26 protein-coding genes are annotated in these 26,372 nt (G+C 39.2%); 22 read left to right on the plus strand and 4 right to left on the minus strand.

Annotated elements, in window-relative coordinates:
* Positions 1 to 176 precede the first annotated feature (176 nt).
* From NT175_06100 to NT175_06120, 5 genes are all read left to right on the plus strand, one after another.
* Positions 177 to 986, plus strand: coding sequence for an Mrp/NBP35 family ATP-binding protein (locus NT175_06100; protein MCX6234283.1), 810 nt, complete (start codon positions 177 to 179; stop codon positions 984 to 986).
* A 325-nt stretch (positions 987 to 1,311) separates the two neighbouring features.
* Positions 1,312 to 1,860 (plus strand): peptide deformylase, encoded by a 549-nt coding sequence (gene def, locus NT175_06105; protein ID MCX6234284.1) that lies wholly within the window; start codon positions 1,312 to 1,314, stop codon positions 1,858 to 1,860.
* Positions 1,861 to 2,096: 236 nt separating this feature from the next.
* Complete coding sequence (locus tag NT175_06110; GenBank protein MCX6234285.1) at positions 2,097 to 3,041, plus strand: radical SAM protein; 945 nt, start codon at positions 2,097 to 2,099, stop codon at positions 3,039 to 3,041.
* Between the two features lie 210 nt (positions 3,042 to 3,251).
* Complete coding sequence (locus tag NT175_06115; protein ID MCX6234286.1) at positions 3,252 to 3,491, plus strand: FeoA family protein; 240 nt, start codon at positions 3,252 to 3,254, stop codon at positions 3,489 to 3,491.
* 17 nt (positions 3,492 to 3,508) lie between these two features.
* Positions 3,509 to 5,212, plus strand: coding sequence for a ferrous iron transporter B (locus NT175_06120; protein ID MCX6234287.1), 1,704 nt, complete (start codon positions 3,509 to 3,511; stop codon positions 5,210 to 5,212).
* Positions 5,213 to 5,325: 113 nt separating this feature from the next.
* Here the strand turns inward: NT175_06120 and NT175_06125 are convergent, their stop codons facing one another.
* On the minus strand, positions 5,326 to 6,003 hold the full coding sequence (locus NT175_06125) for a Crp/Fnr family transcriptional regulator (protein MCX6234288.1): 678 nt from the start codon (positions 6,001 to 6,003) through the stop codon (positions 5,326 to 5,328).
* A 139-nt stretch (positions 6,004 to 6,142) separates the two neighbouring features.
* On the opposite strand from NT175_06125, the gene NT175_06130 reads away from it, so the two are divergent.
* The 8 genes from NT175_06130 (at position 6,143) to tsaA (ending at position 12,776) form a co-directional block, all read left to right on the plus strand.
* The gene (locus tag NT175_06130; protein ID MCX6234289.1) at positions 6,143 to 6,568 is read left to right on the plus strand and encodes a DsrE/DsrF/DrsH-like family protein; all 426 of its coding nucleotides are present in this window, start codon (positions 6,143 to 6,145) and stop codon (positions 6,566 to 6,568) included.
* Positions 6,569 to 6,596: 28 nt separating this feature from the next.
* Positions 6,597 to 6,848 carry a sulfurtransferase TusA family protein gene (locus NT175_06135; protein ID MCX6234290.1) on the plus strand — a complete coding sequence of 84 codons (252 nt, stop codon included), beginning with the start codon at positions 6,597 to 6,599 and terminating at the stop codon, positions 6,846 to 6,848.
* A gap of 9 nt (positions 6,849 to 6,857) precedes the next feature.
* Positions 6,858 to 7,265 carry a hydrogenase iron-sulfur subunit gene (locus tag NT175_06140; protein ID MCX6234291.1) on the plus strand — a complete coding sequence of 136 codons (408 nt, stop codon included), beginning with the start codon at positions 6,858 to 6,860 and terminating at the stop codon, positions 7,263 to 7,265.
* A gap of 2 nt (positions 7,266 to 7,267) precedes the next feature.
* Entirely contained in the window at positions 7,268 to 8,569 is a 1,302-nt protein-coding gene (locus NT175_06145; GenBank protein MCX6234292.1) for a CoB--CoM heterodisulfide reductase iron-sulfur subunit A family protein, read from the plus strand.
* Positions 8,566 to 10,494, plus strand: coding sequence for a CoB--CoM heterodisulfide reductase iron-sulfur subunit A family protein (locus tag NT175_06150; GenBank protein ID MCX6234293.1), 1,929 nt, complete (start codon positions 8,566 to 8,568; stop codon positions 10,492 to 10,494). Before NT175_06145 ends, NT175_06150 begins: the two co-directional genes overlap by 4 nt.
* A gap of 63 nt (positions 10,495 to 10,557) precedes the next feature.
* Positions 10,558 to 10,842, plus strand: coding sequence for an ArsR family transcriptional regulator (locus NT175_06155; protein ID MCX6234294.1), 285 nt, complete (start codon positions 10,558 to 10,560; stop codon positions 10,840 to 10,842).
* A complete protein-coding gene (locus NT175_06160) occupies positions 10,835 to 11,992 on the plus strand; it encodes a 4Fe-4S dicluster domain-containing protein (GenBank protein MCX6234295.1) in 1,158 nt (385 codons plus the stop codon). The genes NT175_06155 and NT175_06160 overlap by 8 nt, the downstream gene beginning before the upstream one ends.
* A gap of 277 nt (positions 11,993 to 12,269) precedes the next feature.
* Positions 12,270 to 12,776, plus strand: a complete 507-nt coding sequence (gene tsaA / locus NT175_06165) for a tRNA (N6-threonylcarbamoyladenosine(37)-N6)-methyltransferase TrmO (GenBank protein ID MCX6234296.1) — start codon at positions 12,270 to 12,272, stop codon at positions 12,774 to 12,776.
* On the opposite strand, the gene NT175_06170 is transcribed toward tsaA, so the two are convergent.
* Both NT175_06170 and NT175_06175 read right to left on the minus strand, forming a co-directional pair.
* Positions 12,745 to 13,059, minus strand: a complete 315-nt coding sequence (locus NT175_06170) for an acyl-CoA thioesterase (protein ID MCX6234297.1) — start codon at positions 13,057 to 13,059, stop codon at positions 12,745 to 12,747. The two genes, tsaA and NT175_06170, sit on opposite strands and share 32 nt — an antisense overlap.
* Before the next feature lie 143 nt (positions 13,060 to 13,202).
* Positions 13,203 to 13,472, minus strand: coding sequence for a DUF5320 domain-containing protein (locus NT175_06175; protein MCX6234298.1), 270 nt, complete (start codon positions 13,470 to 13,472; stop codon positions 13,203 to 13,205).
* Positions 13,473 to 13,579: 107 nt separating this feature from the next.
* On the opposite strand from NT175_06175, the gene NT175_06180 reads away from it, so the two are divergent.
* The 9 genes from NT175_06180 to NT175_06220 all read left to right on the plus strand — a co-directional run bounded on the left by NT175_06180 (position 13,580) and on the right by NT175_06220 (position 23,402).
* The gene (locus NT175_06180; protein ID MCX6234299.1) at positions 13,580 to 15,913 is read left to right on the plus strand and encodes a TonB-dependent receptor; all 2,334 of its coding nucleotides are present in this window, start codon (positions 13,580 to 13,582) and stop codon (positions 15,911 to 15,913) included.
* A gap of 82 nt (positions 15,914 to 15,995) precedes the next feature.
* The gene (locus tag NT175_06185; GenBank protein ID MCX6234300.1) at positions 15,996 to 17,177 is read left to right on the plus strand and encodes an aminotransferase class I/II-fold pyridoxal phosphate-dependent enzyme; all 1,182 of its coding nucleotides are present in this window, start codon (positions 15,996 to 15,998) and stop codon (positions 17,175 to 17,177) included.
* 57 nt (positions 17,178 to 17,234) lie between these two features.
* Positions 17,235 to 17,948, plus strand: a complete 714-nt coding sequence (locus NT175_06190; GenBank protein MCX6234301.1) for a peroxiredoxin — start codon at positions 17,235 to 17,237, stop codon at positions 17,946 to 17,948.
* 119 nt (positions 17,949 to 18,067) lie between these two features.
* Positions 18,068 to 20,128, plus strand: a complete 2,061-nt coding sequence (locus NT175_06195) for a TonB-dependent receptor (protein MCX6234302.1) — start codon at positions 18,068 to 18,070, stop codon at positions 20,126 to 20,128.
* A gap of 5 nt (positions 20,129 to 20,133) precedes the next feature.
* Positions 20,134 to 20,964: a hypothetical protein gene (locus NT175_06200; protein MCX6234303.1), complete on the plus strand. Its 831-nt coding sequence runs from the start codon at positions 20,134 to 20,136 to the stop codon at positions 20,962 to 20,964.
* A gap of 304 nt (positions 20,965 to 21,268) precedes the next feature.
* Positions 21,269 to 21,703: a hypothetical protein gene (locus NT175_06205; GenBank protein MCX6234304.1), complete on the plus strand. Its 435-nt coding sequence runs from the start codon at positions 21,269 to 21,271 to the stop codon at positions 21,701 to 21,703.
* A gap of 83 nt (positions 21,704 to 21,786) precedes the next feature.
* Positions 21,787 to 22,212, plus strand: a complete 426-nt coding sequence (locus tag NT175_06210) for an RNA polymerase sigma factor (protein MCX6234305.1) — start codon at positions 21,787 to 21,789, stop codon at positions 22,210 to 22,212.
* A 141-nt stretch (positions 22,213 to 22,353) separates the two neighbouring features.
* A complete protein-coding gene (locus tag NT175_06215; protein ID MCX6234306.1) occupies positions 22,354 to 22,824 on the plus strand; it encodes a hypothetical protein in 471 nt (156 codons plus the stop codon).
* Between the two features lie 11 nt (positions 22,825 to 22,835).
* A complete protein-coding gene (locus NT175_06220; GenBank protein MCX6234307.1) occupies positions 22,836 to 23,402 on the plus strand; it encodes a periplasmic heavy metal sensor in 567 nt (188 codons plus the stop codon).
* Between the two features lie 32 nt (positions 23,403 to 23,434).
* On the opposite strand, the gene NT175_06225 is transcribed toward NT175_06220, so the two are convergent.
* Positions 23,435 to 26,068: a DUF5916 domain-containing protein gene (locus tag NT175_06225; GenBank protein ID MCX6234308.1), complete on the minus strand. Its 2,634-nt coding sequence runs from the start codon at positions 26,066 to 26,068 to the stop codon at positions 23,435 to 23,437.
* Positions 26,069 to 26,372 lie beyond the last annotated feature (304 nt).

Genomic DNA, 26,372 nt, shown 5'->3' on the forward strand with positions numbered 1-26,372 from the left:
ATCAGAAACAAGATGGGTATTTGGGCTTTTTGTATCTTTACTCATGGAAAAGTTTGTTTAAAAGTTTATACACCTCAAAGATAATGATTATCAATGAGATAACAAACTTTTCCATTTTTTTATGAATAATTCAGGTTAAAAGTAAAATAAGCAAATTAATTATTAATCTGATTAATATGAGCAATTCTTTTGAAAAGATCCCGATGGAGGGAGTGAAAAATATAATTGTTGTGGCTTCCGGTAAAGGTGGTGTAGGAAAATCGACCGTTGCAACTAACCTGTCCATAACGTTTGCCCGTAAAGGATTAAAAACAGCGTTAGTCGATGCCGATATTTACGGACCTTCAATTCCTAAAATGTTTGGGATTGAGAATGCGCAACCGGGAGTAAAGTTTTCAGGCGAAAAGGAAATGATGTTACCCGTTGAGAAATTTGGGGTTAAAATTATGTCTATCGGTTTTTTTGTTGCGACAAATCAGGGATTGATCTGGCGTGGTCCCATGGCAGCTAAGGCTATAACACAGCTTTTTGAAGACACGCAGTGGGGCGACATTGACTATATGATCATTGATTTTCCTCCGGGAATAGGTGACATTCAACTTACTACTGTGCAAAAGTTAAAACTCAGTGGCGCAATCATTGTTACCACACCTCAGGAAATAGCCCTGAACGATGCCCGTAAAGCTGCATCAATGTTTACCAATCCAGATTTAAAAGTGCCTATCCTTGGTATTATTGAAAACATGTCATGGTTCACGCCAAATAAACATCCCGATGAACAATATTTTATTTTTGGTAAAAAGGGTGGTCAAAAAATGGCAGTAGAGTTTAATACAATGCTACTTGGACAAATTCCTTTAGTCATAGAAGTTGGCGAAGCGGCTGAAAAGGGTAAGAGTATTTTTAGTCAAAGCAATAAAACAGTTATAACTGCTTATGAAAAAGTTGCTAACCTGCTGCTTTCAGAAATAAAGGTAAAACCGTAATAAAAATTAGAATTATTCTATGGCTAACCTTAATTTATTTCAAGTGAAAAAAATTGAAAAAGCTCAATTGCCCGTCATAGATATTTCAAAATGCACAAAGTGCGACAAGTGCTATATTATTTGCCCGCATGGAGCAATTGTTAAAGAATCAAGTTCTGCTTGTGCAAAGTGCATTAAATATTGTATTTCAATGAAAGTGCCATGTAGTCCTGAGAGTTATATAATTTGTCACGAACAGTGTAATGCATGCGGACTATGTTTTTCTTACTGTCCTGAGCAGGCAATTTATTGGGTTACTATTTCTGAAAAAAAAGTCATATAATATATGATTCTACCTATTTTAAAATATGGTTCCCCTGTTCTCAGAAAATATTCTAAAGAATTCACTCCGAAAGACATTCCTGTGCAAATAATTGAAAACTTATTTGAAACACTTAAAAAAGCAGGAGGTATTGGTTTGGCAGGACCACAGGTAGGAATTTTAAAAAGGGTATTTGTGATCGACACATCTCCGCTTAGTGAAAATGACATATCTATTTGCAAATATGAGAAAGCTTTTATTAATCCGGAAATTATTTGGCGAAGCAACGAAACCGGAATTAATAAAGAAGGATGCCTTAGCATTCCCGAAATTTTTGAAGAAGTGGTACGCCCTTTAAAAATCAAGGTCAGATATCAGGATACCAAATTCAATTCTATTAAAGAAGAATTCGATGGGTTAATAGCCCGTATATTCCAGCATGAATACGACCATCTTCAAGGGATTCTGTTTATTGATAAGATTTCTTCATTTAAAAGAATGCTTTTATCTGGCAAACTGAATGAAATCAAAAAAATGTATCAAAAAAATAAATTTAATAAAACAATTTTATGACCAATGAATTTGTTTATAACACTATAAAAACTTATTACAACAAATAACGGTGAAAACATTATATGAAGCACTAGAAAAAGATGTTCGTTACGTGGCAAATGCATAGACATCTGCCCCATGGAGACTATAATATTAAGGGACGCCAAAGCCTTTGTCGAAACTGCTAATTGCAGCAATTGCAGGGTTTGTATGAGGGTTTGTCTATCTAATGCATTCATACTGGAACAAACAACATCATGGAAAACCTTATCTTTGGTTCTGTACCATCGCGCCGACTTGGCAGAAGCATTGGAGTAAACAACATCCCCCACAAGGTATGTTCTTACTCGTGTGCTTACTGCCAGATTGGTAAAGCAAAAAAAATGCAGGTTAAACGAGAGGATTTCTACCATCCTGACATAATTGTTAAACAGATAGAACATAAATTCAACAATCTTGACACGAAAGATTTACCAGACTATATCACTATTGTTCCTGATGGTGAACCAACCCTGGATGTACATTTGGGTGAACTTATCGTAAAACTTAAAACTTTCGGGTTCCCGGTAGCCGTCATTACAAACAGTTCACTCATAGACTGTAAGGACGTTCAGGCTGAGTTGATGAATGCCGATTATATTTCGATTAAAGTGGATACGGTTAACCATTCCTCATGGAAAAGAATCAATAAGCCCCACAGAATGTTAAATCTCGAGTCAATTCTAAAGGCTATTCAGGTCTTTTCAAAGGTCTATACAGGAAAGTTGGTTACTGAAACCATGCTGATAAAAGACGTAAACGATACTGAAGAAGAATTGGTAAAGCTTACACAATACCTGCAATACACAAAACCCGATTTAGCCTATATCGCAACCCCTACACGCCCGACAGCATTTAAAAATATTCTTCCTGCCGATGAGGCAACCATTGCCTTTGCATATAAAATTTTTACCTCGCACTCTATTTCTACTGAACTTCTCAATGGATATGAAGGGAATGCCTTTGCTTCATCGGGTAATTTCACCAATGACATTTTAAGCATAACAGCCGTTCATCCCATGCGAAGGGATGCTGTTTTGGAGTTAATGGCCAAATCCAACGCAACGGAAGAAAGATTAAACATACTGATTGATAATGGCTTAATTAAAAAAATCAATTTTAACAATCAGGTTTATTATTTACGGAATTTTAGGTTTGCTTAAAAAATATCTACAATTTTATTTTAACATCAAATAATAATGAGAGGTTTTATACACAAAGAAGGTCATTAATAATAGTATTTGTATTATTTATATACCCGGTATTTTGGTTGGCTGTGCTTGAAGTTTCACAAATGCAGCCGAACTTTGCAAAGTAAAAAAGACAATTGCAAATCCACCTAAATTTGAAATAACAACATCAATAAAATTTATATGAAATTAACGAAATTGAAAGAAGGAGAAAAATGTAAGGTTGTTGATATTCAAGGTGGTTGTGGTATGTTAAAAAGATTAGATGCATTGGGAATAAGAATAGGTAAAGAAATTACTAAAATCAACTCGCAATTTTTACGGGGTCCTGTAATTGTCCAAGTTGGTAATACTCATGTTGCTGTTGGTTATGGGATTGCAGAAAGAATTATTGTAGAAACAATTTCACAACAGAAGAAGTAAATAGGAATAAGAATTTTATGAAGAAAATACTGCTGATTGGAAATCCAAATGTTGGGAAAAGTGTAATTTTCTCCCGTCTGACAGGTATAAATGTTATTACCTCAAATTACCCTGGTTCAACAGTTGATTTTACTAAAGGATATTTGTCAATAGGTAAAGAAAAATTTGAAATTATTGATATTCCAGGAACTTATACCCTTGAGCCAACTTCAAAAGCAGAAGAAGTTGCAGTTAAGATGCTTAATGAAGGTGGTGATTTTATAATAAATGTTGTTGATGCAACAAATTTAGAAAGGAACTTAAATCTTACTCTGCAATTATTAAAACAAAACATTCCAGTCATTATTGCACTAAATTTTTGGGACGAAACAAAACATCTTGGGATTTATATTGATGTAACTGAATTTGAAAAAAAATTAAATATTCCTGTTATTCCTACTTGTGCTTTAACAGGGGAAGGTATAAAAGAAATAATAAATAGATTACCTGAAACAAAATCAAAGACCTATGAGTATGAAGAAGAGGAAAAATGGCATGAAATAGGCAATATTGTTACTCAGGTACAAAAATTATCTCATAGACATCATACTTTTCTTGACAGATTAGAAGAAATATCCATCAGGCCATTGACAGGTATCCCATTTGCTTTAATGATTCTCTTTGTAACTTTAATAGCAGTCAGATTTATTGGCGAGGGACTGATAAATTATGTACTTACCCCATTATTTAACAATTTTTACTATCCGGCAATTGTTAATGTAGTAAATACAATTTTACCATTCGATTTTTTACAACATCTGCTTCTTGGGACAACACCTAAAGTAATGGAATCATTCGGTTTATTGACAACCGGCATATATATTCCCTTGGTTGTAGTTTTACCGTACATGATTGCATTTTATTTTATTTTAAGTTTATTGGAAGATATTGGATATTTGCCACGGTTAGCAGTTTTATTAGATTTTTTACTTCATAAAATAGGTCTTCACGGATATGCCTCTATACCGGTAATTCTCGGACTTGGTTGTAAAGTGCCCGCAATGCTTTCTACCCGTATTTTAGAAACTACCAAAGAAAAAATAATTGCTACCGTTTTAGTTCTTATGATTGCGCCATGCATGCCACAAACCGCTTTGATATTAAGTTTAATTGCACCACATGGTATTAAATATATTATACTGATATTTTCAATATTTTTTTTAATTGCCGTATTAAATAGTTTTATTCTTAATAAGCTCATTAAAGGTGAGGCTCCTGAGTTGTTTGTTGAAATACCACCATATCGTATTCCATATATACCTATGGTACTAAAAAAAATGTGGATAAGGGTAAAGGCTTTTATTATGGAAGCTGTGCCTTTAATAATTGTCGGTGTATTCATTATCGGGATTCTAAATATTTTAGGTGTAACAAATTTTCTTGCCAACCTTTTTGGTCAGCCAATAACAAGTATTTTAGGGCTCCCAAAAGAAACAATTTCTGTAATGATTTTAGGATTTTTAAGAAAAGATGTTTCTATTGCCTTACTTGCACTGTTTAATTTAAATATTAAACAACTCATAATTGCTTCTGTATTTATGGTATTGTATCTTCCCTGCATAGCAACATTTTTTACTTTGACAAAAGAGTTGGGAATTAAAAATGCGTTAAAAATTGTGTTAATCATGTTGTTTACTGCAATTGTTATTGGTGCATTACTTAACATTATATTTACTTTTTAATAAATTGAACAGGCGTTTTAATCATTGGTGGCAGTGCAGTTTGTATGGTAGCTGGTGTCAAGAGTCGAAATAGAAGTCTGATCAGTTTTTGGTCTTTACCATCCGGAATATTATCACCCGTTTTCGCTGATCATTACCAAAGATTTCTTGTTTGTAATTTCTATTCTTTTTCCTGTGATGCAGATTATTCCGTCTTTATTAAATTCGGTTAATACACGGCTCACACTCTCCCGGCTTGCGTCGACGAGGTTTCCTATCTCTGCCTGGGTAAGAGGCAGGGTAAATGTATCTGATTCATAAATATAGTCTGCAAATTCTAATAACACATCTGCAATGTTTCCCCGGATTTGCTTTTGAGTACGGTTGGCACACTTGTGAAAAATGGCAAGTTCATTTCTGCAAAGCTCAAGCATAATCTCATATGCAAAATGCGCGTTTTTTCCCAATAACAACCGGAAGGCATTGATATCGATAAAACATACCTCAGCATTATCAATTACAGTAACTGAATATTGATTGATTTTATCCCCAAATGTTGTTGGCAGGCCTAAATAACAAGGCGCTTTAACCAACCGGGTTATTTGTTCATAATAAGGTCCTGTTATATGAATTTTAGCGATCCCTTTTCGTAAGTAAACAACATTCGAGGATAATATGCCTTGCTTAATCAAGGAATCACCTTTAATGAATTTGACCAGTGCACAATTATGAGAAAGCTTTTCAAGATCCTCTTCATTTAATGTTGAAACAGCATTCGATTTAACAGCACATTTCAGGCATTCGTTTTTCATATTGCAAAGTTACAAAATGTGAGGTATCTCACAAAAAAAATTAATTAGCCTCACGCGATAGGTTGTTGAACATAAAGAAGTATTGAGTCTATTTGTAAAAGTGTTATAATTAATGTCAAATAACTAAAAATCAAATCTTATGGAAACAAAAAAATTATGTATTGCGCTATATACAGGTAGCGTCGATAAATTAACTGCTGCAGGAGTTATCCTGAGCGGTGCTGCGGCAGATGATATGAAAGTCGACATCTATGTATTATTACAAGGTGCCCGTGCTTTTAGAAAAGATGTCGGGGATAACCCTGACAAACTTCAAATGGCCGAAAATCCTGATATGAAAGAGGAATTTTTACAATCTTTAAAAAACCTCAAAGTGAAAACATGGGTTGAATTTTTTAAAGAAGCCAAAGCCATTACAGATGTAAAGATTCATATCTGCGGTCTTGCCGGAAAGGTCTGGGGTGCTGACAAACTGGACGACTTTATTGACTTGGCCGATGATATTTGTGGAATTGGAGCCTATATTACCGCTGCACAGGAGGCAGATGTTAACTTATTTATTTAACATTCAAAAACCTTTAAAATCTAAAATTATGACAACCGAAGAATTAAAAAAATTGCAACTAACAAAAACTGTTGATGCCAGAGGAACAGCCTGCCCGGGACCATTATTGGAAGCAAAAAAAGCCATTGTCACAATTAAACCAGGCGATATCCTGGAAATTTTATCTGCCGATGAAGGAACGAAAGTAGATGTTCCAAAATGGTGTACCAAGCAAGGCCATGAGTATCTTGGTACCATTGAAGAAAGTGGTTATTTTAAAATTTACATGAAGAAAAAATAGAATTTCAATATGGATGGGGTTTATAAAAAAAATGCTAAAATCCTGGTGTTTTCTACTGAGAAAATATCTGATCCTGCCATTGACATGGCGGGATTACTTAAGTTGCATTACCCTCCAACAGTTTATACTTTGTCCATTCCTTGTTCAAGTGGCATAAAACCGAGATGGATTTTATATGCTTATGAAAAGGGGTTCGATGGAGTTTTTATTGCTGCCGATGGCAGTGATTGTCCTTATGGGGAATCATGTACAGAAAAAACCGGGAAAATGGTGAGTTACACCCAGCAACTAATGAAAGAAAGGCAGATCGAACCTGCCCGGTTGCGGATGGCTGCAATTTGTTCGGTGTGCAGCGAATCGTTTGTTAAGCAGATGAAAAGTTTTAATGAATATTTGTTAAAAAATTCATTTACGTAATTATGCAGGGACGAATTAATCATGCCTCGTTTGATACGCTTATTATTGGAGGTGGTATTGCTGGATGTGAAGCAGCGTTAAATTTAGCCAACAATGAATTTAAAGTATTGTTAGTCGAAAAAGATTTGTCCATTGGCGGAAAAATGATTTTGCTAAGCAAGGTATTTCCTACGCTGGATTGTTCCGCATGTATTACGACCCCTAAAGTGTCCGAAGTTTCCAGGCATCCGGGTATAATGCTTTTCACGGGGAGTGAAGTAAAAAAAATTGTAAGAATAGCTTATAATAATTTCGATGCAACCGTTGTTAAAAACCCCCGTTATGTGATTGCGGAAGATTGTACGGGTTGTCAGTTATGCGAAGAGGCGTGTCCGGTAATTGTTCGTGACCAATATCAGATGGACCTTGTCGGCCGGAAAGCAGCATACATACCGTTTATCATTGCCAGCCCCAGAATCGCAGCCATTGATATTGAGAATTGTACACTCTGCGGCGCTTGCGAAAAGGTATGTCCGACCAATTGTATTGATTTCACACAAGAACCCGAAGAATATCAGGTTACAGTTAAAACAGTTGTTCTTGCCACAGGTTTTAAACTATTCGATCCACTAATGATGCCTCGTTATGGTTATGGGCTGTATAAAAATGTGATTACCTCTATGCAGATGGAAAGGCAGTTGGCGCCAACACGCCCGTTTAACACTATTTTGAGACCCGGCGACGGAAAAGTACCCGATAAAATTGCCTATGTGCTTTGCACCGGATCAAGGGACGCCACGGTGGAAAACCCGATTTGCTCGCAGATATGCTGCATGTATTCTATCAAACAGGCACAATTGCTCATGGGCGCATTGCCAATGGCGGATGTGACTATTTATTACATCAACATCAGATCGTTTGGGAAAGGGTTTGAGGAGTTTTATGAACAAGCCAAGGGAATGGGGGTGAATTTTATAAAAGGCAAAATCGGTCGTATTTCTGAAAAAGAAAACGGAAACATGATGCTTCGTTACGAAGATATCAATAAGGGAATCGTGAAGGAATCTGAACATGATATGGTCGTGTTATCGGTCGGGGTCCTTGCCAATCAGGATACTGCAACATTTTTTTCGAATGATGAATTAAAACTTGATCCGTTCAAGTTTGTTTATCAGGTTGATTCTTTTGCAAGTCCAGCCAGGACAAGCATCGATGGGGTTTTTGTCGCAGGAACAGCTTCCGGCCCGATGGATATTCCTGATTCCATTCTTTCAGCAGGTGCTGCATCTTCCGAGGCAATTGGTTATTTAATCCAGAAACAATGAACAAGAAAGTAGGTGTTTATATCTGCCATTGTGGCGGAAACATCTCCGATTATGTGGATGTGGAAAAGGTAAAACACGCAGTGGAAAATGACGAGGGCGTTTTCTTAGCCAAAACAACCATGTTTGCCTGTGCCGATTCAAACCAGAAAGAGATGGTGGAGGATATAAAAAATAATAAATTGGATGGGGTCGTTGTAGCTTCATGCTCCCCAAAACTCCACCTAATAACCTTTAAGGCAGTTACCGAAAGAGCGGGCTTAAATAAATACAACTATGTTCATGCCAATATCCGCGAACAAGCATCATGGGCTCATTCCGATGATAAGGTGGGGGCTACTGAAAAAGCAATCCATCTTGTAAAGGCCGCCATTGCAAAAGTCCGTTTTGCCGAATCACTTGAACCGATTAAAATCAAATCAGAGAAGGCCGTTGCTGTAATAGGCGGTGGCGTAGCGGGGATGAAGGCCGCTATCGAACTGTCAAACATGGACTGTCCGGTTTATCTGATTGAACGGGAGCATTTTATTGGTGGCAGAGTCGCTCAATGGGATGTGTTGTTTACTACCAATGAAACCGGAAAGGAGTTGGTAACCAGGCTTTATAATGACCTTATAAAACGACCAAACGTTAAGCTTTTTACCGGGGCTGAAGTAATTACAAATGCCGGAAGCATCGGTGATTTCGGATTAAAAATAAAAATAACACCTCGCTATATAAAAGAAAAATGTAACCAGGGAAAATTGCAGGCCGCCATTGACGCTTGTCCGGTTGAAATTCCCGATGATTTTAATTTTAACATTACCGGCCGCAAAGCCATTTACAATAATTTCCCCAGTGAATATCCACAGGCACCGGTTATTGATATTAAAAATTGTACGCGTTGTGGTAAATGTGAACAAATATGCGAAAACATTGATTTCTCTCAAAAAGAAGAGATCGTTGACATCCATGTAGGTTCTGTGCTAATGGCTATTGGCTTTGATCCATATACGCCCTATGACGGGGAGTTTGGCTATAGACAGATCGACAATGTAGTAACGCTACCTCAATTCAAACGATTACTAGACTTAAGTGATAAGAAATTTACGTTTAAAGGCAAGGAAATTAAAAATATTGCTTACATCTATTGTGTCGGAAGCCGGCAGGTTGAGGGAGAAAATAAGTATTGTTCCCGTTATTGTTGTACATCAGCCATTCACACGGCCATCATGGTGAAGAAGAAATTTGCCAATATATATAACTACCATTTTAACCGGGGTATCAGAACGTACGGAAAGCAAGAGGTTCTATACAACGAATCCTTGCAGATGGGTGATATATATCTGCAATCGTATGAAGATGCGCTCCCGGTTGTGTATTGGCAAGGCAATCAAACTATAGTTAAAATTAACGATATTTTAACCGGGGGGAAAGAGATGGAAATTGAGGCCGATTTGGTGGTGCTGGTAACAGGGATGGTGCCACGGGCAAATAATTCAGTAGGATCGCTGTTTAAATTGCCCAGGGGCAGGGATAAATTTTTTAATGAGATACACATGAAGCTTCGCCCTGTTGAAACCGTCAGTAATGGAATAACCATCTCCGGTGCATGCCAGGGTCCCAAAAATATTATGGAATCAGTGAATTCAGCACTTTCGGCGGCAACAAAATCTTTTTCTTATGTGAGTATAGGAGAATTGGAAACTGAACCCATCGTTGCGAGAATTGATAAAAACCTTTGCACATGGTGCGGCGCTTGTGCAGAAGCTTGCCCGTTCGATGCCATTAAAAAGGCAGAAGATGGTACAAAATCCATCGCAGTGATCAATAATTCAGTGTGCAAAGGATGCGGAATGTGTTTGCCGGTATGCCCGTCAGATGCGATTGATTTGGTCTCTTATTCAGACCGGGAAATAGAAAGTATGATTGAGACGTTGGCTGGGTAAATGAATGTGCTGATGTGCTAATATGCTAATGAATAATAAAGCTGTTGATTAAAATGTAGTACTATGGAAGTTGAAAAGGGGAAAACCTTTAAATACCTGAAAGATAAGCGGGAAGTCTCTTCGGGAGTGATCGAAAACCTGAAATATTTTAATAAAATGAAAAAAATGATCATCGGTGCACTTACTGAAAGCAAGATGACCATTCCACAACTGACCAAAAAAATTAATATGCCTGAATCTGAAATAGTGTACTACCTCATGACACTTGTAAAATATGGTTATGTGCAAACCGCTGAAGTTGATGATATGGATGAATATTTTTATTACAAAATAAAAAATAATGGTTAAGATTAATCCGAGATTCGGGGAAGAATTAAAGAAATATGGTGCGTTTAATTTTAATTCATGCTACAATTGTGGCAGTTGCACCGCTGTATGTTCTTTATCAACCGAACAAGATTCATTTCCAAGAGAAATGGTGCGATTCAGTATCTTAGGAATGGAAAATGATATAAAATTATCGTTAAAGCCATGGCTTTGTTATTATTGCGGTGAATGTACCACCTATTGCCCTCAAACGGCAAATCCGGGTGAGCTTATGATGTCACTCAGAAGATGGCTCACTGCTCAATATGATTGGACAGGTTTTTCAAGAAAGCTTTATACTTCGAAATACTGGGAGATTGGTGCAATTCTGTTCATTGCCATTCTAGTGCTTCTGGCATTCGTGTTTTTCCATGGTAAGATGACAACCGACCTCACCCCTGACGGAGGCGTTAAACTCAATTCTTTCGCCCCTTGGCGTATCATTGAACTGGCAGATTGGATCGTAGCTGGAATACTTTCATTCTTTCTCCTGTCGAATATTTTTAATATGTATCTGAAGATCGTGCTAAGCCGAAAAGATGTTAAGATTCCGTTCAAACTTTATTTTACTATGCTACCTTCATTTATCGGTCATTTTGCCACACAGCACAGGTTTGCCGACTGTGAAATAGAAAAAGTCTCATGGTACAAAAAACTTAAAAAAGGGAAATACACTTACTGGTTGGTTCACTTCCTTCTAATGTCAAGCTACGTCCTGCTCTTTACAATGATCGTTGGCTTTTTAGGCTGGTTCCAGACTGATGAGATTCACGCGTGGTACAATCCGCAAAGACTTTTAGGCTATTATGCAACATTTGGGCTAATTGCCGGGATCATTTACTTTGCTGTATTAAGAATTAAAAAAAGTTCGGAAAAAAGCAAAAAAACACATTTTACCGACTTTATTTTTTTAGTCCTGCTTATGCTTACTGCCGTTACAGGCATTTTATTACATTTTTTCAGGATCAATGGTATGCCTTATTTAACCTATTATACCTATGTGATCCACCTTATGATTTTATTTCCAATGTTAATTATTGAAGTGCCTTTTTCAAAATGGTCGCATCTGGCATACAGACCTTTTGCTATATATTTTTCAAATCTTATAAATGCAGCAGGAAAAATAAAATAAATTCAATAATTATAAATTGGAATAAAACATCGGTTTAGCTGACAAGATTATCGGGATTCTGATTTCAGTATCCTTGATCAAAATGTTTGGATGTACTTATTTCAACTAACCATTCTTGCACAATGAGCATTGATCATCGTTCCTTTTGGCAAATGGACTCATTTTTTATATCGTTCCTTTGCAATGTATTTTGTAAAAAATATCAGAAGTGGTAAAATAATAATCATTTGAAAATTTCTCCTGACGCCCCAAAGAGATCGATGTCATATACTTAAAAATGCAAAAAATCATTTACACCCCTATCGGAATTATCCATACGCCCTTCAACACCATGGACAATATTCCCATTCAAGGTGCCGGAGGAAAGGGCATAAAGGCAACCATTGAAATTTTTCCGAAATTTATTGCCGGATTAAAAGATCTGGAGGGCTTTTCACATATCATTTTGATTTACCATCTTCATTTGGTTGAAAAACATGCATTGATTGTCAAGCCATTCCTTGATGATGAATTACGTGGCATCTTCGCAACCCGTTCCCCATTACGTCCTAACCCAATAGGCATGACAACCGTAAGATTGATAGAGATTAATGAGAACCGGTTAATTGTTGAGGATATTGACATGATCGACCAATCGCCGTTGCTTGATATAAAACCCTGTCTTCCCATGATAGATGATATTCAAGGGTTACGGCTGGGCTGGCTGACTGGAAAAGTTGAGCAATTTTCCCAAAAAAAGTCAGATGACAGGTTTAAAGGTCCTTCTGCATTTTTAAAGGAGTAGGAGATAAATCATCATTGCAGGCTGCAAAAACAAAATCTGCTTCCATTGTTTTTTCCAGGTGTTGAGAAAACATATCCTCGGAAAAAACTTCGACTTCAATAAATATTTTTACATTCCCGATTTTAACAATTCTTCCGGCTATATTAAGTATGGTATTGGGTAATATTGGTTTCAGGAAGTGAACATTCTCAATTTTTACGGTGATCATTCGTTGACGGGTATAGCGGTTAGCAGTAATAGAAGCGACCTCATCCAGCCACTGCATTGCTTCTCCGCCAAAAATGTTTCACTGGAATTTAAGTGTTTTGGGAAAACAACCTTGAATTGCTGTGTTTGAGAGAAGCTATTTGGAATTTGATTATCCATAAAGTTTTGCTTTAAAACAATAATTAACAAAATACTTATGTTCACTGAAACAGAAACATACTACAATAATATAAGGGAACAGAAACAAATGGTCAGGTCTTCATCCTGACCAGAAATCGCTATTTTCATAATTTTGTTTTTAATGGTTTCCGTTTGCAACCTTCGGTCTTTCACATGTCCTCCTCCCGCCTTCCGTTTTAATCCCATTCCTTTAACCAATTTATATTCGTCAGAACCAGGGGATGAAACTGATGGTTTTCTGCAAGGGCCTAATCCTCTTCCGGTACAGGGTACCTTTCCCTCAGGACCGTTATGATTCATTCCTGGCATGTTCTTTAATTTTTTGACATAAGTACAAAATATTTTATCATTATGAACAAATGTTCATTATTTTTGTAAAAAATTATATAGACAATCCATAAACAGGTTTCCAATTTATGATAAACAGGATACTTCCTATTATTTATATATTCCTCCTTTTATGCAGCTATCTGAGTTATAGCCAGAATGTATTATCGGGTCATGTTATCGACAAGGAAACAGGACAAATCCTTCCAGGTGCAACATTGTATTTGCCTGACCTGAAAGCCGGAACATCGACCGATATGGATGGCTTTTATAAGCTGGGCAATCTCCCTAAAACATCCTTGGTAATCCAGGTTAGTTACATGGGGTATAAGGCCGAGGTTGTTACCATTGATCTATCAAAGGTACACTCCCTGGATTTTCAACTCAACCCTTCTGTAATCGAAGCAAAGGAAGTCGTGGTGACAGGAAATGCCCTGTCGTCCGACAATGACCGCAGCAGCATCTCAATAACGCCTATCAATAAAGACCAGTTATTGCATGTCCCATCCACCAACCTGATCAATTCAATTTCAACAGTACCTGGGGTTTCCGAGATTACAACTGGAGGAGAGATATCCAAACCGGTTATACGGGGACTGAGTTACAACCGTATCGTTACTATTAACGAAGGGGTTAGGCAGGAAGGGAACCAGTGGGGGGATGAACACGGTATCGAGATCGATCAGTTCTCGACCGATCGCATTGAGGTCATGAAAGGCCCAGCAAGCTTGTTTTACGGATCGGATGCAATGGGAGGAGTCATTAATATTCTTGAGCAGACTCCTGCGAAGCTTGGGTCAATAGATGGTGAATGGGTTTCCCAGTTTTCAACTAACAACAGGCTTTTTGGTAATTCGGCCATGGTGGAAGGGAACCAGAACGGCTGGATATGGAGGGCAAGGGGAACGTATAAAACAGCAGCTTCATACCATACTCCCACGGAATGGGTCTATAATTCAGGTTTTGATGAAAAGAACTTTTCACTGATGGCTGGAGTGGTAAAGAAATGGGGTTACTCCCATCTGCATTTCAGTTCGTTCAATACGAAAATCGGGATGATTGACGGAACACGTGATTCAGCTACAAATCAGTTCATTGATTACCAGGGAAATATTGTCTCAGAAGAAAGGGCTAAGAGCTATTCCATTGACATTCCTTTCCAGCTTGTGAGCCATAATAAAATCTCATCCATTACAAACCTGCTGTTCAATGATAACCAAATCAGGTTTAGTGTCGGTTACCAAAGTAACAAAAGGAAAGAATTCGGGGAAACACCGGATGCTCCCGGATTGTTTTTCCACATAGATTCATGGACATACGATCTGCGGTATACCCACCTTCTCGGCAAATCCCTTGAACTTGTCGGAGGTATCTCAGGCATGACCCAGATCAACCGTAATCATGGCACAGATTACCTGATCCCGGATTATGACCTGCAGGACTGGGGAGAGTTTGTGTATGCAAAAAAAACCCGGGAGAGGTTCACACTTAATCTCGGATTGCGCTATGACTACAGGCATGTGAAAGTATATCCCCTGTACCTGGATACCCTTGGGCATCCTGCTCCTTCATACGATACTTTATTCCGTGCCTTTAGCACAAATTTCTCAGCATTTACCGGATCTACCGGGATGACCTTCAGGCTAAACGAAGCAATCAATTTCAAATTCAATATCGGGAGAGGATTTCGCGCCCCAAATATATCAGAACTTAGCGCGAATGGCCTTCATGAGGGCACTTTCAGATACGAGATCGGGAACCCGGACCTGAACCCGGAAACAAGTCTGCAGATCGACGGTGAAATCTCGTGGGATAATAAATACCTGAACATGGCATTTAACGGGTTTTACAACATCATCGACAATTTTATTTATTACAGGAATATTAACGGGGAGAAAAAGGAGGTGAATGGTATATGGTACCCCGTCTACCGTTATGCCCAGGGAAATTCACTTCTGAAAGGTTTTGAATTTGAGCTGGATATTCATCCGGTGGAAGCCTTACATTTCGATAATAACCTCGATTATGTATGGGGCGGTAATCTATCGACCGGCATTCCTTTACCCTTTATCCCGGCACTTCATCTGACCGACCAGGTGAAATGGACATTTAAGACACGAAAGGCCAGTGCATTAAAAAAACCATTCATTCAGCTTGAGTTGGAAACCCATTTTATCCAAGACAGGATAGATATTTTTGAAACCGTTACACAAGGATATGTTCTTCTGAACTTCAATGTGGGGACCAAACTTAAGGTTCAAAACCAGATATGGACATTATATATTAGCGGTACAAACCTGCTGGATACAAAATATTACGATCATCTTAGCAGGCTGAAGGAAGTGGGTATTTATAATATGGGCAGCAGGATAACTTTCGGGCTGGTAATTCCTTTTGGAATATATCACAATGAAAGGGATTAAGGCGAAATGAATTATGACATGAACATTTGTACATTATCTTTTAAAATTATAATTCCTATTGTAAAACTTAACAGTAACTAACATGAACCTTGAAGATGCAGGCTTTACTACAAAGCTAATCCATGCAGGAGAAATTGAGGATCAGTTCCTTTCGGCTACAGTCCCCATTTACCAAACCTCAACCTTCCGCTTTAAAAGTGCGCAACACGGTGCCGATTGTTTCTCAGGTGCAAGCGATGGCTATATTTATACCAGGATAGCAAATCCAACCATCCGTGCCTTAGAACAAAATATTGCCGCTCTGGAAAATGGATTCGGTGGAGTAGCCACCAGTTCAGGAATGGGAGCCATAACAAGTGTTTATATGGCGTTGTTAAATGCCGGTGATCATATTATCAGTACCGCGGCTGTATATGGGCCAGCACGGGGTGTTTTGGAGCAGGATTTCTCCCGTTTTCAGGTTGAAGCATCGTTTGTCAATACTGCGGATATTGAAGAAATCAAAAAAGCAATCCGGCCGAACAGCAAAGTGCTTTATATCGAAACACCGGCAAATCCAACGATGGATATTACCGACATTGCTGCCTGCGCCGAAATCGCAAGGGAGCATGGCTTAGTGTTGGTTGTGGATAATACTTTTTGCTCTCCCTACCTGCAAAAACCATTGGATCTTGGAGCAGATGTTGTGCTTCATTCCGTTACAAAGTTTATCAATGGTCACGCCGATATTGTCGGTGGTATTATCGTTACCAAGGAAGCTGTTTTGTATAAAAAAATCCGTCATTGCATGGTGTATATGGGATGCAATATGGATCCCCATCAGGCTTATATGGTGCTGAGGGGAGTAAAGACATTGTCAGTGCGCATGGATCGTAATCAGGAGAATGCCATGAAGGTGGCTCGTTTTCTGGAGGGACACCCTAAAGTCGCTTGGATTAAATACCCCGGATTGGCCTCTCATCCGCAATATGAATTGGCGAAACGACAAATGTCGGGTTTTGGCTCCATGATCAGTTTTGGTTTAAAGGGTGGCCTTGAAGCAGGAAGAAAACTGATGGATAATGTCCATCTTGCCGTTTTAGCTGTTTCACTGGGAGGAGTTGAAACACTGATCCAGCATCCTGCCTCAATGACCCATGCCGGAGTTTCAAAAGAAGATAAAGAAAAAGCCGGTATTTCGGACGATCTGGTAAGGTTCTCAGTAGGAATTGAAAATGCCAAGGATATCATCGACGATTTGAGCCAAGCGTTAGAGAAAATATAAAAAAGAACATTTTTACAATAAATTTGTAATAAAAGCCAATGTTAAAAATTAAAATTTATGGAAACAAATCAAAATGTAATCTCTATGCCACGCATCGGAGATTCAGCTCCTGCTTTTAAAGCAGTGACGACACAGGGTGAAATAAATTTCCCGGACGATTATACCGGCAAATGGGTAATCCTATTCAGCCATCCGGCTGATTTTACCCCGGTCTGCACTTCCGAGTTCATGACCTTTGCCAAATTGGAGAAGGAATTTGAACAGGCCAATTGTAAACTCGTCGGACTTTCTGTTGATGGTTTATTCAGCCATATTGCGTGGTTGCGAACGATCAAAGAAAAGATTGAGTACAAAGGAATGAAGGACGTCGAAGTGAAATTTCCCTTGATTGAGGATATCACAATGGATGTAGCTAAGAAATATGGCATGATACAGCCTGGTGAAAGTACCACAAAGGCAGTCAGGGCTGTATTCTTTATTGATCCAAAGGGTATTATCAGGGCGATAATCTATTACCCGTTGAGTCTTGGCCGGAATTTCGATGAACTTTACAGGGTAATAATTGCCCTGCAAACCGCTGATATTTTCTCAATTGCAACTCCGGCCGATTGGCGTCCAGGTGATGATGTAATCGTTCCCACTGCAGGTTCATGTGGTGTAGCCAAAGACAGGATGGAGTCGAAAGATGAGGATATGAAATGCTATGATTGGTTTTTCTGTACTAAGAAATTGGCAAAGGAAAAGGTTCTGGATACAATCCTTAAAAAATAAAAATATAGGTAAACATGGTATCGAAATTATGAACCATGAGAAACTTCTCCATTAAGAATCATTTATGGTTTTTTAGAATCATTGTGCCTGCCTGTTTAATCCCTGGATTACCAGGTGCGATGAAAGCCCAGGAAACACTTTTGAAGGACACACTGCAACTCAAAGAGGTCGAAGTTTATGGTAAATCCGTAAACTTCTTCCCCATTAAGGTCATTCCTTCAAAAACCTTTGAATTTAAAGCGGTGAGGGATATTGGTGATTTTCTTCGCCAGACGCCCAATGTTTCGGGAATCCGGAAAGGGGGCGTTGGCATTGATCCTGTCGTCAGGGGATTCAAATACAACCAGGTCACAGTATTATTGAATAGCGGAGTTAAGATTGAAGGAGGTTGTCCGAACAGGATGGACCCGGTGGCAGCTCATGTCGAAAGTGAGAATATCCGGCAAATGGAGATCATCAAGGGACCCTATGTACTGAAATACGGACCGGTACTGGGTGCACTGATCAATCTGGAAACAGAACTGCCCCACCCATACGCGAAACCTGAAATTCATGGGGAAGTATTGTATGGTTTCGAGTCAAATTGGAACGGGCAGCGTGAGCACATTGCACTGTCCGGTGGTAACGATAAGATATTCTTAAATACCAGTTGTGGTTATAAGGGTTATGGAAGTTATACAGCCGGTAATCATGAGATTTATAACACCTCTTTCCAAAAGATCTATGGTACGGCTGGGGCTGGTTTTGTAATTAAGAAGAACCACCAAATCATCCTTACCTATGCTTATGATCAGGGGAAAAATGTCATGTATCCTGCTTTACCCATGGATGAACGGCTCGATCAAACCAATATTTCTTCACTTAACTATATTGCTCAGGACCTTGGTAAAACATGGCAATCGTTACAATTTCAAGGGTATTTCTCTTCCGTTCATCATGTGATGGACAATATGAACAGGCAGGCAAGTAAAACCATGCAGGCAGTCACCACTGTAGATGCATGGAATGCTGGTGGTAAACTGACCGGAAACATACAAGCAGGTACTCATAAGCTGCAGGTTGGATTCGACTTCGAACATATTTATAAGGATGGAGAAAAGAAGATGACCATGAAAATGGTGATGGAAGGTGATACCTTCATCTCTGTCAAATATGCCAATGTATGGTTAAATGCGCTCTATAACAATGCCGGGGCATTTGCCGAATACCGGATTCCAACGAAGAGACTTGATTTTACGACTGCATTACGAATCGATTATAACCAGGCTACCGCAAGTGATACCTTTCTGCTTGTTAAAAACGGTGTCTCCTACTTTGATGATCTGAACTCAAATTATTTCAATGTGAGCTTTAGTTTAGGTATTAAAAAACAACTCTCTTCCCATTTTGACCTCAGTGCGGCCTTTGGAAGGGGAACCCGCAGTCCATCGTTGCTGGAGAGGTTTATCAAACTTATGCCGGTACAGTACGATTCATATGACTACCTGGGCAACCCACAGTTAAAACCGGAAAAAAATTACCAGGCAGATGTTTCATTTGATTTTTTGCATCCAACATTTGGCAGTCTTTCAATTGGCGGTTTCTTTTCATTGGTTACCGATTATATCCTTGGGAAAGTAGTACCTCCTTCAGTGATCAAACCCTCGACCCAGGGAGCGCCTGGGGTTAAACAGTTTTCCAATACCGATATAGTCTTTCTTACCGGGTTTGAACTGGCCTACCAGACTCCATCGGTAAAAAAATGGGGATTGCTGGTGAATGTTGCAGCAACCTATGGAACCGAACCTGAAGCAGTGAAATATACTATTTCTGATGGACAGGTTGTTGGTGAAGAAAAAGTGAAGAATGATCCATTGCCGGAAATCCCACCATTGGAAGGTTCTGTTCAATTTTCCTATAAATTCTTACGGGATAAACTCTTACCCCGCTTTACGGTCAGGTTGATGAGTGAACAAAACCGTGTTTCCCAATCATATGGGGAACTTAGAACATCGGGGTTTATTACGGCTGCAGCATCGGTCAGTTATGCACCATGCAAATTTGCCTCATTCGTAATCGGGGTGGAAAACATGTTCGATACACCTTACTACGAGCATTTAAACCGAAGAATAGTCGGCAGTACTAAACGTCTGTATGAGCCAGGCCGGGTTTTCTATTTTACTGTAATTTTGAAAATTTAACGACCATGAAGGGAAATTTGCGGTTTTGGTTCCGACTCAGTTTTCTGATTATCCTGGTGAGTTATGTATCAGCCTGCAAAAAAGATGACAATAATAATCCAGTAATTCCTTCCGGAATAGTCATTTTTTCAATTGACCATCAGGTAAATGGTCAGCTCCTTAGGGAAAATGAACTGTTATACACCAATGCAGCAGGGAATGAATACTTGATCACAGAGGTAAAGTACTTTATTTCTGATATTACATTTTACCGTAACGATGGATCAAAAAAAGTAATCGGGGATTGGAAGGATATTTTTTATGTCGACGAAGATATTCCGGAGACAATGACAATCCAGGTCTTTGATGAGATCCTTGCAGGAACGTATGATTCTATTAATTTTATCTTTGGGATAACTGAGGCGAAAAACAAATCCTTTATGTTTGTGAATCCTCCGGAGGTGAACATGTTCTGGCCGGAAGTTCTCGGCGGAGGTTATCATTATATGATGATTAACGGAAAATGGAAGGATACAACGGGATTTATCATGCCATTCAATTTCCACCTGGGGATCGGCCAGTTGTATAGAGGAAATGATTACAATGTTGATTCGATTTATGCATTTGTTCAGAATTACTTTGAAGCGAGTTTGCCAGGTTCTTCATTCACCATGGCAGATAAGGATACGGTGACTTTCCGATTAACCATGAACATCGAAAACTGGTTCGAAAACCCTCATGTATTCGATTTTAATCAATGGGGTGGCGCCATCATGCAGAATCAGCCGGCCATGCAAATGGTAAAAGAAAATGGATGGAATGTATTCTCCATTACGCGCATGATGCAAAATCAATAATCCAGCGTTACGATCCGGGCCCTTGTGAATTTGAGAAAATTTCTTTAGGCAATAATAATCCCGGGGAATGGTATATCCCTTTTGTCCAAGTATCGTTATCACCTTTGTATTCGCTCTTTCTGCAATAATTTCATGATTAGGCAAGAATAAGATGCTGCTAAAGTGACTTTTCAAGGTCGGATACTATGGTGATATTTAAGGCTTTAGGCGAAACCTGCAGAAAGAAATCCTTTTAAGTGCAAGTTTTCTTCTTCCAGTGCGTCTATATATGAAACAGATGTTTAATCAAATTAAAAGCAAGACTATGAAAACTTTAAAAGGAATTACAGTATTAATGGCATTGGTGTCATTTATTGCTTTCCAGGGATTTTCACAAAACGCATTGACCACCAATACACAAAAAAATTTACAGGACCAGCAAACTACAACGAAAGTTGTACCTGGAAAATTTGTTGATAACGATAAAGATGGGGTTTGTGACAATTACCAGGCAAGGATGAAAAATGGCCACGGTGCAAATTTCATTGACAAAAACGGGGATGGTATATGTGATAATCGTCAGAATACAGGACAAGGAAAAGGAAATCCCAATGGCTATGGCATGGTGTATCAGCATCGTCATGGACAAGGTAAAGGAAATTGTTGCGGAGGTGGATATGGTTACCAACACAGGCATGGCCGCGGGAATCAAAATACACCTGCCACTGAACTCCAGAAAAGCGACGACAAGAATAAGTAAGCCTACGATTAACTGAGAAGCCAAAATATTCCTAATTTTCGGAATATTTTGGCTTCCTTTCTTTTCCCCAAATGCATTGAAGAATGACTGAACTGGAACTGGTAGATGGGCTTATCACTCAAAACAAGGAAGCAATTCAATATCTCGTTAATAACTATCAGAAAAATGTCATTAAAACTGCATATTATTTTGTGGCAAATATGGAAGATGCTGAGGACTTGTCACAGGAGGTTTTTCTTGAGATCCTCAAGTCCATCGGCCGATATAAGAAAAACTCTTCACTATATACTTGGGTATACAGAATAACAGTAAATAAATCGTTAGATCATCTGAGAAGGCAAAAAAGAAGAAATTTTTTACACCAGATGGGAACATTCATAAAGGTTTCACATGATGAAACGAATAGAAATGATTCTGAACCTGCAATAATAGATACCAGGAACGATGACAAAGAGAAAAAAAAATCCTTGATAGTGCTGTCAATTCATTGCCCGAGAACCAGAAAATAGCATTCATTTTGAATAAATATGAAGAGATAACCTATAAAGAAATAGCTGAGATTATGAATCTGTCTCTTTCATCTGTTGAATCCCTTATTCACAGGGCAAAATTGAAACTTCAAAAGAAATTAGTGAATTATTTTTCGGAATATGCAAAAAACAACAAATAAGATGGATTGCTTTTTTGTTCGGAGTAATCTTTTTTCTTACCAGGAAAAACAACTTTCAGGTAGGAAATACAAAGAATTTGAAGATCATCTTTATTCATGCGAGGAGTGTACCCGGATTGTTTCAAATTTCCAATCCGTCACATCCTTCATTGAAGAAAAAAAGTCCGATGAGCCCAATCCATTCATCCGGACTCGAATATTACAAAGAATAGAATCCCAAATGGAAGGCACAAGAGAAAAGCCATATCCTATATTTCAGAGGATCCTTCGTCCTATCTCAGCGTCATTCTTACTGCTCATCGCTGTTATTATTGGTTTTTCAATCATTAAGCAAAGGGAACCACAGATTTTTGAAAATATAAATCATCAGAATGATATTCAGGTAATGAAATCGGGACTTAATATTCCGGATTTTATTGATGAGGATAATACATTTTTTGACAATTATTAAAAACCCATACCATGAACTTCTTTTCAAAAAACAGGCTAGTTTTCTGGTTGCTGATCTTCCTGGTGGTCATCAACCTTACCGCATTGACCACTTTTCTTGTGTTTTATTCACGCCATTCCAATGCATCAACCCAGCAATCCCGAGAAAATCCGGGAATATTATTCCGGAAAGAATTGTCATTATCTCCGTCTCAATCCGAAAAAGTTGAGGTCATCCTCGCTGACTATAGGAAGTCAACCGAACCAGTTACCACCAATATTCGTAACTACCGGAGTCAACTCCTTGAAGAACTTGCCAAAGATAAACCTGATACAAGCCTACTTAACATCTGCGCAGATGAAATTTGTTTGTTACAGAAGCAACTGCAAAAAGCTTCTGTAAAACAATATATAGCTTTGAAAGAAATTTGTAATCCTGCCCAATGCGAAAGGCTTTCTGCATTGTACTTTGAATTGTATGGTTGCCAGGGCCAAGGTAAAGGAATTGGGAAAGGAAAAGGCATGATGCACCGGTACCGGAGGGGACAAGGGCAACAGGGTCGTGGGAATATGATGGAGAATGACAGTTGTGCTAAATAATAGATTATAGATTAAAACCTGAATAATTTACGCTAAATAGCAATCCTGTACGACACCTTGATGAGGAAGACATTACCCGGATAAATATGAAATAAATCGCTGAAGTCGTTGTTAAAATTGAAATGTCCATTTACATCCGCTCCGGTCCTGTCTTGCGACCAGACCAGAAACAGCGTTGATCCGGGTATATACTCCCACCTGAAGACCAGGTTTGACCGGAACTGCTTGAAATTGAAATTGGGATTGTCGAAACTATAGTCGGCTGTGCCATCATGATCCTCGTCTACAGAGTATATCTCATTCTCCGCATCATAGGATATCTCATCATCTGAATATGCGAGATAATGGTCGGTCCACTTATCTGCATGCGCATCGGTTATCCTTTTGAATTCGGTATAATCACCGGCCGACACGAACGGCTGACCATAGTATTGCAAAGTGATATCGGGTGTTATATTAATATCCACCCTTGCCGTTAACCCGAATGTCGTCTGGTCAATATATGCCATCACATAACGGTCTTCATTGTTGAACTCGCATATGTCCACATATTGAAGATGGGTCTGATTGAAAATGGCAAAAGGTGACAAAGAAATCCTGAGTGCATTGACAGGATGTATAATAAAGTCAAGCCCTCCCTGTGAATATATATCGTGGTTGAGCGGTGCCACGGCATAGTTTAACCATGCTCCGTAGGAAAACTTTTTTCTGTCATCCGAATATATCGAGAACCATGTACTGCTTGCCGGGGGGTATGCCAGTGACGGTCCGCCGCGTAACTCCGCTTTGAGCAGGCTGGGGCCATCCTGGTTGACACCCATGCCGAACGACCAGTAATTCTTAAACTGTGTATTAAAATTGATATTCCCACCATAATAGGTGCTTCTGCCGCCGAAATCCCAGCCGGTCCATTGGTTCATGTTGATGTTAATACTCCGGAAAATGCTGAATGGTTCCCATATCCTGTAACCCATCCAAACCACCTGGAAAACCTCATCGCCACTTCGGAGGTAGCCCATATCATTGAGCTCAAGGCCGGGTGACCGCCATGTGACCCATGCAATGGCGCTGAGGTGACCGCCGCCGGTTTTCCCAAACTCAATAGTTCCACCCTCACCTGCCAGTGAGGTTCTGGAGGAGTCAACCTTCAGATATGTCGCATCAGGCCGCTGGAAGTAATGCACCGAGGAGCGCTGGATATTGGTGATGGCTGCCGTGTCACCAACCACTGTGCTGACCACGCCCTTCAGCCTGACATAATAGGATTTATCCTTCCAGAACTGCTGAAAATCAATGCCACCGGTGTATGCAGCATCAGGAAGAAAATCTATGTCGTGATTTGTGATCTTACGGTTTGTCGCAGTAATCATTCCACCCAAAATGGTGTTGCCTTTATTGAAATCTTGCTGCACCCGTCCGGTAAAATAATTGGTTAGAGGCTCGACTTCCACTTTTTTTCTTGAGCCCTCCGTATCAATCTCAGCTATCTCCTGGGCGGTGACACTCTCCATCACTCCTACCGATAATCCGTCTTTGGTTTTGCCTGTCAATTTAAATGCACCGAGGATAGTTGTATTATCAGGTGTGTCGATGTATTTATCGTCATCCAGGTCGGGATAATACTGGGGTGCGCGTCCGATACGGCGTGAATAGAAGAGGCGGTCGCGGCTCAACTGGCTGTCACCGATGATAAACGGAAAATCAAAGATATTTTTCCCTTCAATAAAGAAAGGACGTTTCTCCTGGAAAAAAGTTTCAAAGGCGGTCAGATTGACTTCCGACGGGTCGGCCTCCACCTGGCCGAAATCGGGATTGATGGTATAATCAAGGGTTAGATCATTGGTCACTCCCACTTTACCATCGAGGCCGGCAGAGAATTTCATTTCAGAACCCTTTGAGAACGGATCTTCTTCATCTCTCTCATAGAATTCTTCTTTAGCCACGAGATAAGGGGTCATGTCAATCTGACGTTTTGGCTTTAAGCCGGTCAGGCCATGCAATTCACCAAACATGTGCACCCATCCCGAAGCATCCTGTGGAATAAACTGCCAGGCCGAATATTCATCATTTCTGAAAATTTTCCTTCCAACCTGAAGACCCCATACCTGGTTTTCATTCTTATTAAATCGCAATTGTGTGAGTGGAATGCTCATCTCGGCGATCCATCCGGAATCTGTGACCGATGTTTTGACGTACCAGATGGGATCCCAAGTATCATCTTCATAGTTACCATCTTCAGTAATTATGCGGTCGTTTTTCACGCCGCCGGCACTGATCGTAAAAGAAAATGCTGTCCGCTGATCATTGTAACTGTCGATCTGAATCTCGGCCAGGTCACCTTCCATCCCATCTCTCCGCGACATGCGCTTCACGATCTCTCCCGGAACGCTGTCATAGGAAAATATCACTGCATACAGGTTATTGTCATCATAAATGATCTTAAAAAATGTCGGCTGCGAGGGTGGCCTGTTTTCATAAGGCTGTATCTGTGTAAAGTTACCACCCCACGCTACAATGTTCCAGGCTTTATCATCACAGGTTCCATTTATCACCGGAGGTTCTCCCGTGATCTTAGCCGTAGTATATATATTCTTCTGTGAAAATACTGAATTGGAAAGTAATGATAAAATGATCAGTATGATAGCTTTTAATACGTGTCGAATCATAGTGATGTTTTAGGATGGATGAAACAGAAAAAGATGGAAAGTCACATCAGGTATTATGCCATATTATTTAACTCGTTGAATTCCTAGTTTTTATTTGGATCATTCTGAATGACAATATCTCCAGACTGTTCGAAAATGAATAGCCGGTGAACAATAGCGGACAGTGAGTTCAGCTGAGTTGGGGCTTTAAGTAGCAAACTGAAAGTTGCAAGTTACAGGTTACAAGTCGCAAGTTGCAAGTTACATGTTGTATGTTGAGTGTTAGAAGATTGTTAATGAGATAAAAACATTTTGTTGGAAATTA

The organism is Bacteroidota bacterium (genome assembly GCA_026391695.1).
Classification (GTDB): domain Bacteria; phylum Bacteroidota; class Bacteroidia; order Bacteroidales; family JAGONC01; genus JAPLDP01.